Source organism: Nocardia seriolae NBRC 15557, from assembly GCF_007990715.1.
In the GTDB taxonomy this organism is placed as follows: Bacteria; Actinomycetota; Actinomycetes; order Mycobacteriales; family Mycobacteriaceae; genus Nocardia; species Nocardia seriolae.
In genome coordinates, this window is sequence record NZ_BJWY01000200.1 from 1 (window position 1) to 8,218 (window position 8,218).

Annotated in this window: 10 protein-coding genes; 6 read left to right on the forward strand and 4 right to left on the reverse strand. The window is 66.5% G+C overall.

Going from position 1 to position 8,218, the window contains the following annotated elements; translation table 11 throughout:
- Positions 1 to 24: 24 nt before the first annotated feature.
- Both NS2_RS34330 and NS2_RS34335 read right to left on the reverse strand, forming a co-directional pair.
- Entirely contained in the window at positions 25 to 249 is a 225-nt protein-coding gene (locus NS2_RS34330) for a hypothetical protein (protein WP_033091494.1), read from the reverse strand.
- Complete coding sequence (locus tag NS2_RS34335) at positions 236 to 736, reverse strand: hypothetical protein (RefSeq protein WP_071343376.1); 501 nt, start codon at positions 734 to 736, stop codon at positions 236 to 238. The genes NS2_RS34330 and NS2_RS34335 overlap by 14 nt, the downstream gene beginning before the upstream one ends.
- Before the next feature lie 192 nt (positions 737 to 928).
- Here NS2_RS34335 and NS2_RS34340 point away from each other — a divergent pair, with 192 nt between their 5' ends.
- From NS2_RS34340 to NS2_RS34360, 5 genes are all read left to right on the forward strand, one after another.
- Complete coding sequence (locus NS2_RS34340) at positions 929 to 1,162, forward strand: hypothetical protein (RefSeq protein ID WP_033091496.1); 234 nt, start codon at positions 929 to 931, stop codon at positions 1,160 to 1,162.
- Complete coding sequence (locus NS2_RS34345) at positions 1,159 to 1,587, forward strand: type II toxin-antitoxin system VapC family toxin (protein WP_033091497.1); 429 nt, start codon at positions 1,159 to 1,161, stop codon at positions 1,585 to 1,587. The genes NS2_RS34340 and NS2_RS34345 overlap by 4 nt, the downstream gene beginning before the upstream one ends.
- A gap of 123 nt (positions 1,588 to 1,710) precedes the next feature.
- Complete coding sequence (locus tag NS2_RS34350) at positions 1,711 to 2,487, forward strand: LLM class F420-dependent oxidoreductase (RefSeq protein ID WP_033091502.1); 777 nt, start codon at positions 1,711 to 1,713, stop codon at positions 2,485 to 2,487.
- A 72-nt stretch (positions 2,488 to 2,559) separates the two neighbouring features.
- The gene (locus tag NS2_RS34355) at positions 2,560 to 4,386 is read left to right on the forward strand and encodes an ABC transporter substrate-binding protein/permease (RefSeq protein ID WP_045440297.1); all 1,827 of its coding nucleotides are present in this window, start codon (positions 2,560 to 2,562) and stop codon (positions 4,384 to 4,386) included.
- Positions 4,383 to 5,108 (forward strand): amino acid ABC transporter ATP-binding protein, encoded by a 726-nt coding sequence (locus NS2_RS34360; protein WP_033091498.1) that lies wholly within the window; start codon positions 4,383 to 4,385, stop codon positions 5,106 to 5,108. Before NS2_RS34355 ends, NS2_RS34360 begins: the two co-directional genes overlap by 4 nt.
- Here NS2_RS34360 and NS2_RS34365 read toward each other — a convergent pair.
- Positions 5,105 to 5,845, reverse strand: a complete 741-nt coding sequence (locus NS2_RS34365; RefSeq protein ID WP_033091499.1) for a glycoside hydrolase family 25 protein — start codon at positions 5,843 to 5,845, stop codon at positions 5,105 to 5,107. The two genes, NS2_RS34360 and NS2_RS34365, sit on opposite strands and share 4 nt — an antisense overlap.
- A 71-nt stretch (positions 5,846 to 5,916) precedes the next feature.
- Positions 5,917 to 7,257, reverse strand: coding sequence for a glucosylglycerate hydrolase (ggh, locus tag NS2_RS34370; RefSeq protein ID WP_033091500.1), 1,341 nt, complete (start codon positions 7,255 to 7,257; stop codon positions 5,917 to 5,919).
- A 138-nt stretch (positions 7,258 to 7,395) separates the two neighbouring features.
- Here ggh and NS2_RS34375 point away from each other — a divergent pair, with 138 nt between their 5' ends.
- Positions 7,396 to 8,100: an SDR family oxidoreductase gene (locus NS2_RS34375; RefSeq protein WP_033091501.1), complete on the forward strand. Its 705-nt coding sequence runs from the start codon at positions 7,396 to 7,398 to the stop codon at positions 8,098 to 8,100.
- Positions 8,101 to 8,218 lie beyond the last annotated feature (118 nt).

Sequence of the window (8,218 nt, forward strand, 5' to 3'; positions counted from 1 at the left end):
GATGTCCACTCGCCAGGGGGAACCTCAAACGGCCACAAGCGTGGTATCGATGGCCTTGAACGACAGCCCAATCCGACGGCAGAGCGTTGTACCGACAGTCGTCGCGACCGCGCTGATCAGCGCACACACCGCCAGGATGTTGATGTAGGAGCCCCACGCGGCGCTGCGGAATATGAGCCCGGGAATCAGCAGAAGCGCACTGACGACCGCCAATTGGATCTGACTTGTACGGATGTCACCCCAGCGCATTGCCGGAACCCTTCTCGGGCGACCGCGTCTGCGTGACCGTCAGCGCTAACCGCCGCTCCCACCCCTCTCGGATCGCCACCGCGACAAGAATTACCACCAGAGCCGGGATGGGTTCGAGGTAGAAGTTCCAGTGTCCGCGCGGCAGTGCGCACCAGATCAACGTCGCCGCTATGAACGGCACTGCCACGGTTATGATTCCGGCGACCAGCCGCTGGGCGGCCACTGCTTCTGTGAGTGCCGCCAGTACCAGCAGACAGAACCCGATCAGGGATATCGCGCCCAACTGGTCGAATCCGTTCGACGGCAGGTAGTCGGCATACCGTCGGGGCTGGTCCGCAATGGGTGTGTAGGCGACCCAACCGAACGGTCCTTCTTCGCCGCTGCTTAACCAGGTGACGCCCCCTTTGAGCATGGCGGCGACGACGAAGACCCACCAGGCGGAATGACCTGCGATCTGCGCCGAACGGAACACCTGATTTCGGGTCATGCACTGGAACGTAGAGCAGGCGCACCCTGCCTGCCGCTCTGAGCGCAACGACGCGCCGTCCAGCCGTTATCTGGGCTGCTGACCGTGGGCTCAGGTGACGAGAATCTGACAAGGAATGCCGGTCGATGGCGAATTTCGGTCACGGCCGACGCGGCGTTGTGACGTAAGACAGTCTGTCTTACGCTGGTTGGTATGGCTGACACGATCACGATCCGCACCGATGTCGAGACCGAACATGCGCTAGAAGTGCTGACCAGGGACGGGGTCAGCCGATCGGCCGCGATTCGGGCGGCCGTGCTGGCGGCGGCCGAGCGCAAGGAACGACTGGCCGATATGCAGTTGGCCGTGCTCGCGATGCCGCTCGGTGAGGCGGACGGAGTGAACCTCGCCGAAGAGATCGCCCGCGAAAGGAGTGGCGACCTGTGATCTATCTGGATTCCGCGGCGGTCGTGAAGCTTGCCCACCGAGAGGCCGAGTCGGATGCGCTGCGTGGGTGGCTGGCCGACCGCAGGGGTACACCGTGGGTCAGTTCGACGCTGATCGAGGTGGAAGCGTTCCGAGCGGTGGCCCGCCATTCCCCCGAAGCGGTCTCCCGCCTGGCCAGCGTGCTCGCACTGGTGGACACGATAGAGATGGGTGCGCGCGTCCGCAGCCTCGCCCGCGCTGTCCTGCCGGTCACCGTCCGGTCCCTGGATGCTGTGCATCTGGCAACGGCGCTCACCCTGGGCGCAGACCTGACGGCGTTTGTCACCTACGACAAACGGCTGGCCGACGCCGCGCGATCGGCCGGCCTGACCGTGGAGGCTCCCGAGCAAATTTCCGGACCGGGACTCGGCCATTCCCGTGGTTGACACGAAAAACGCCATACGTCGATGTCGGTGCGCTCGCGGGTGTTTCGTCAGGGTGGACGATCATCGCGGGTGGTGTTTGAGGGGCAGAATGGGGCGCGGGGATCGGCGACGGAGGAGCCGCTTATGGGCCGGGCGGTTCGTATCGGAGTTCAGTTGCAGCCACAGCATGCGCCCGACTACGGGCTGATTCGGGATGCTGTGCGGCGGTGTGAGGATGCCGGGGTCGATGTTGTGTTCAACTGGGATCACTTCTATCCGCTGTACGGGGACCCCGAAGGCGCGCATTTCGAGTGCTGGACGATGCTGGGGGCGATTGCCGAGCAGACCGAGCGGGTGGAGATCGGGGCGCTGGTGACCGGGGGTGGGTATCGGAATCCGGATCTGCTTGCGGATATGGCGCGGACGGTGGACCACATCAGCAATGGGCGGTTGATTTTGGGGATCGGGGCGGGGTGGTTTCGGAAGGATTATGACCGGTATGGGTATGAGTTCGGTACGGCTGGAAGCCGTTTGGCGGGGTTGAAGGAGGCGATGGGTCGGATTGCTGATCGGCTGGGCAAGTTGAATCCGCAGCCGGTGCGGGACATTCCGATTCTGATCGGTGGCGGTGGTGAGAAGAAGACGCTGCGGTTGGTCGCGCAGTATGCCGATATCTGGCACAGCTTCTCCGATATCGAGGTGCTGCAGCGCAAGATCGGGATTCTGGGGGAGCACTGCGCGGAGGTTGGGACCGATGCGTCGGCTATCGCGAAGTCGGTGGCCTGGCCGGGGATCGATCAGGCTGCGGGCTACGCGGACGTCGGGGTGAGCTTGTTCACCGTGAGTTCGGGGGGACCGGACTACGACATGAGCCGGATTCTGGAGGCCGTTGCCTGGCGGGATCGGCGCAACGAAGGCTGAACTGTGATTTCCGCCGGATCGGCGTGAGGGTAACTCTGGATTAGCAAATCTGCCCTACTAGGGTGATTTGCCATGGTTTCCTTGCGCCCGGGCGCGCCCCGACGCCGTCGGCCGAGCCGTCTGCTGGCAATCGCCGGAGTATTGCTGGTCGGCCTGGTCGGAACAGTGACGTTGGGACCGGGCGGTGCCGCGGCCGACGACCGCGACAAGTGCTCACCGGCGGGGCTCGCCGCCGCCAGCGCCGCGCCGAGCAATCTGGCGGCCGGGCAGCAAGGGGAGTCGGCGGACCGGTTCACCACCGCGACGACCGAACCGCTGGACCGGATCGATATCGGCAAGCTCGGCCTCATCACGCCCGGCAAGCTGACCGTGGGGACGATCTCGGATGCGCCGCCGAGCATCTGCGTGAACTCCAAGGGTGTTTTCACCGGGATGGACAACGAGCTGCTGCGGGCGATCGGCGCGAAGCTCGGTCTGCAGGTCGAATTCGTCGGGACCGAATTCTCCAGCCTGCTGGCCCAGGTCGCGAACGGCCGGTTCGATGTCGGGTCCTCGAACATCACCACCACCGATGATCGGCGGCAGCTGGTCGGGTTCACCAACGGCTACGACTTCGGGTATTTCTCGCTGGTGGTTCCGAACGGCAGTGGCATCAAGGGCTTTTCGGATCTGCATCGCGGCAACCGGATCGGCGTGGTGCAGGGCACCGTGCAGGACGAGTACGTGGTCAACGAACTGCATTTGGATCCGGTGAAATTCCCGGACTACAACACCGCCTACGCCAATTTGAAGACCGGGCAGATCGACGCCTGGGTAGCGCCATCGGCGCAGGCCATCGGCGCGATTCAGCCCGGCGACGGCACCTCGATCGTGCAGAACACCTTCAGCCTGAGCAACTTCGTGGGCTACGCGGTACGCAAGGGCAACCAACCACTCACCGACGCCCTCAATGCCGGGCTGGACGCGGTGATCAAGGATGGCACCTATCTGAAGCTGTACGAGGACTGGGTGCCGCGGCAGCCGCCTCCGGGCTGGAAGCCGGGGTCGAAAACGGTCGCGGCACCGGACTGGCCGGACTTCGCGCGGATCGCCGCCGAGCACGCGGGCGACAGGCCCGACAACAGCTCGGTCGCGCCGAAATCCACGCTGCGGCAGCTGAAGGACACGTTCTTCGACTGGTCGTTGTACCGCAAGGCGTTTCCCGACCTGATCAAGACGGGCCTGCCCAATACCCTGATCCTGGCGCTGGTTTCGGGTGTGCTCGGCACCCTGATCGGCATGCTGCTCGCGGTGGCCGGTATTTCCCGCACCCGCTGGTTGCGCTGGCCCGCACGGGTTTACACCGATATCTTCCGTGGCCTGCCCGCCGTGGTGATCATCCTGATCATCGGGCTGGGCGTTGGGCCGGTGGTCAAGAACATCACCGGCAACAACCCGTATTGGCTGGGCGCGGTGGCGCTGGGGCTGCTGGCCTCGGCCTATATCGGTGAGATCTTCCGCTCCGGCATCCAGTCGGTGGAGGCCGGGCAGTTGGAGGCGGCGCGCGCCATCGGGTTCGGGTATCGGCAGGCCATGACGCTGGTGGTGATCCCGCAGGGCGTGCGGCGGGTGCTGCCCGCGCTGATGAACCAGTTCATCGCGCTGATCAAGGATTCGTCGCTGATCTACTTCCTGGGCCTGCTGGCCACCCAGCGGGAACTGTTCGCGGTGGGCCGGGATCTCAACGCGCAGACCGGGAATCTGTCGCCGCTGGTGGCGGCGGGCCTGATGTACCTGCTGCTGACGGTGCCGCTCACGCACCTGGTCAACTACATCGACAAGCGCATGCGCGACGGCCGTCCGCAGACGCCGACCGACCCGGTCGAACAGGCCGTCATCACCGAAGGGCGTGGAGCATGAGTGCCTCCCTGACCGGCACCGGCCTGCGATTGACGCTGGGCCACAACGAGATTCTGCGCGGCGTGGACGTGCACGTGGACGCGGGCAAGACCACCACGGTGATCGGCCCGTCCGGCTCCGGCAAGTCCACCCTGCTGCGGGTGCTCAACCGGCTGCACGAGCCCGATTCCGGCGACATCCTGCTGGACGGCAAATCGGTGCTCGCCGAGAACCCGGACCGGCTGCGGCAGCGCATCGGCATGGTGTTCCAGCACTTCAACCTGTTCCCGCACCGGACGGTGGCCGACAATGTCGCGCTCGGGCCGCGCAAACTGCACGGCCTGTCCAAGGAACAGGCGCGCACCCTGGCGGTGCAGCAACTCGAGGCCGTCGGCCTGGCCGGGAAGGCCGATGCGCGCCCGGCCAATCTGTCCGGTGGTCAGCAGCAGCGGGTGGCCATCGCACGGGCGCTGGCCATGAGGCCGGACATCATGTTCTTCGACGAGGCCACCTCGGCCCTGGATCCGGAGCTGGTCAAGGGCGTCCTCGCGCTCATGTCGGAGCTCGCGCGGGGCGGTATGTCGATGATCGTGGTGACCCACGAAATGAGCTTCGCCCGTTCGGTTTCGGATCGGGTGGTGTTCATGGATCACGGCCGGGTGGTCGAAACCGGCACGCCGGAGCAGATTTTCGAGAACGCCGAAACCCCGCGTCTGCGGCAGTTCCTGTCCCAGGTCCTCTAACTGCTGCCGCGCCCGCTACCGGCGAAGGGGAAATTGGCGTAACCGGCGAAATCGCCCTGCGCACCGCTGTAGACATTGAGGTCCACGCCCGCGGCGATGCCATTGATGGAGCCGGAGTCGGTGGTCTGCCAGAAGGTCCAATTGGGCCAGCCGCCGGGCACTTCGGGCTGGTCGTTGCCGCGGTAGTCCGCGATCCACAGCGGATACGAGGTGAACTGGTTGGTATCGGCCATGGCGGTGCGCCAGAAGCGCGGATAGGTGTAGATGACCGGTCGCCGACCGGTCAGGGCCTGCACGGTATCGAGGTAGCGGTGGGTCCAGTCGATCAGCGCGTCGGGCGGCAGCCCGCCGGAATCCTCGATGTCGAGCACCGGCGGCAGATCCAGCGGCCCGTTCTGGCCCAGCACCACGGCCGCGTAGTACGCCGCCTGTAGCTCGGGCGGCAGGTTGGGGCGCGCGAAATGGTATGTGCCGCGGGCGACTCCGGCCACCCGCATGGCCAGACTGTCCTGCACGAAGAAGGGGTTCATGTAGCTGAGCCCCTCGGTGGCTTTGAGCATGGCGAACTGGTACCCGGCCGCGCGCACGCCGAACCAGTTGATGCCGCTGCCTCCCGGGTGCTGGTAGGAGGCCACGTCGGGCCCCTCGATATCGGCGGCGGCCACCCCGGCTGGGGTTGCCATCAGAATGCCAGTTGTCGCGAAAACGGCCGCTTTCATCAGGCTTCGTCCGGTCATGCCCCAAAACGCTAGGCCGACAGGTTGCTATAGCCCTGAAAGCTGGGCTGTGATGTTCGCCAATTGTTAGCTCATCCCAGCCAGTCCAATACCGAGGCGGCCGTCCACGACTGCTGCATGCTGCCCAGCGGCAGCCCGGTGAAGGGCTCGTAGTACTCGGCGAAACTGCCGTCGCTGGCTTGGCGCAGCCCCTCGGCGCGCAGCATGAACGAGCGTTCCGCCCAGCCCCGGCGGGCGAAGACCCAGGAGAACAGCCAGCTGATCACGGGCCACACCGGCCCGCGCCAGTACTCGCGCGGGCGGAAGTCCTTGGACACCGGGGAGGTCGAGGGCGGCAGCGCGTAGCGCAGGTCCGGATGCCCGCACCAGCGCGGGCCCTCGAACAGCCGTAGCAGCCGCCGCTCGGCGTCGCGGGGCAGCCCGCCCGACAGCAGCGGCGCGAAGCAGGCCAGGGTCTCGGTCTCGATCCATTTGTCCGCGCGCACATCGAAATCCCGGGCCACGCCCGAGCGCGGGTCGGTGGTGGCGACCACGCCCGCGCGGAAGTAGTCGGCCCACTCGTAGAGTTCGCGCACATCCGCGTGCGGCTGCTTGTAGTCCTCGCCGATATTGGCCAGCACATCGCAGGCCAGCGCGAAGATGGCGGTCACGAACACGTCCTCGACGGCGAAGCTCATGGTCGAGGCCAGCTGGTAGTCGTCGTAGCCGCAGCGGCGCATCTGCTCGACCAGCCACAGGTAGCGGTCGTATTCGCGATCCGAGGGCCGCTGCGTGGGGTCGCCCACCACCTGGGTGTCGGCGCGCTGGTAGGGCGGCAGGTCCGGGCCCGGAATCACGTTCTCGTAGGCGCGGTCCCAGCGCGGCGAGTTGTCCATGCCCGATTCCCAGCCGTGGTACAGGGTGATGCGCCCGTGCTGCTTGGGGTCGCGGGCGTAGGCCAGCCAGCGGTGCCAGCGCATCAGGTCGGGCCAGCGGCGGTGCAGGAAGTCCTCGGCGACCGCGCGGGTGGAGCGGCCATGGCGGCGGGAGTGGTCCAGAATCCGTTGCACCGCAATGGCATGCACGGGCGGCTGGGTGATGCCGGAGGTGTCCGGGCCGTCGGGGGCGTCGGCCGCCAGGCGGCGGCACTCCCAGCGGGCCGGGCCCGGGAAGTACCCGTCCACGCCGTTGGCGAAGACGATGTGCGGAATCATGCCGTTGCGCCACTGCGCGGACAACAGGGTGTCGCGTTCGAGGGCGGCGCGTTCGACGCTCAATGGCGCCAAACCGACCGCTACGAACGCTGCATCCCAACTCCACATGTGCGGATACAGTCTCGGCGCCGCGCTGGTCATGGTGCCCAGGTCGTTGCCGCGCAGCAGGTAGGCGGCACGGGCCGCGAGCTGGGTGGGCGTGAATCCCGGGTGCGTCATCGCCCTATTCTGCGCTGGAACCCGCAGGTATGCGCGGGAGACCGGCTGTTGCACTTCGTTCGCCTTCTTCGACTCAGCTAGCGGTGGTGTGCCCGACCGAAGCATCGCAGGCACAGGGCACGCGGTTACGGTGATCGCATGGCGAATTCCGCGAAGACCAGCACCGACCAGCCGACCGCGCTGATCACCGGGGCCAGCCGTGGGCTCGGCGCGGCCATCGCGCGGGAATTGGCGCCCACGCACCGGCTGCTGCTGGGGGCGCGCACGGCGGCGGCCCTGGAGCCGATCGCGCGTGAGCTGCCGGGCGGTGCCGGATGGCCGGTCGACCTCACCGACTACGCCGCCGTGACGGCCGCGGTGGAGGGAATCGAACGGCTGGATGTACTGGTCCACAATGCCGGAATCGCCGACCTGAGAACGATAGCCGATTCCTCGGTGGCGCAGTGGCGGAATACGTTGGAAGCCAACCTGATCGCGGTCGCCGAGCTGACCCGGCTGCTGCTGCCCGCGCTGCGGGCCGCCAACGGCCATGTGGTGCTGATCAATTCGGGTGCGGGTCTGCGCGCCAATCCGGGCTGGGGTGTGTACGCGGCCAGCAAGTTCGGGTTGCGCGCCTTCGGGGACGCGCTGCGACGGGAGGAGCCGGCGTTGCGGGTGACCTCGGTGCATCCGGGGCGCATCGACACCGACATGCAGCGCGAGATCATCGCGAGGGAGGGGCGCGCCTACGAGCCGAAGGAGTTCCTCACCGCCGAGACCGTGGCCCGCGCGGTGCGCCAGGCGGTCGAGACGCCGCGCGACGCGCATCCCACCGAAATCGTGCTGCGCCCGATCGCGCGCTGAAGGTATCGAGCGCACGCTGAGAGCAGCCTTAATTTCTCCGTTGAATTCGAATCATTTCGCACAGATTTCGCGTCCGGTTCACAACCCGTGGATATAACTGAATGGCCCTGCGAGCTCG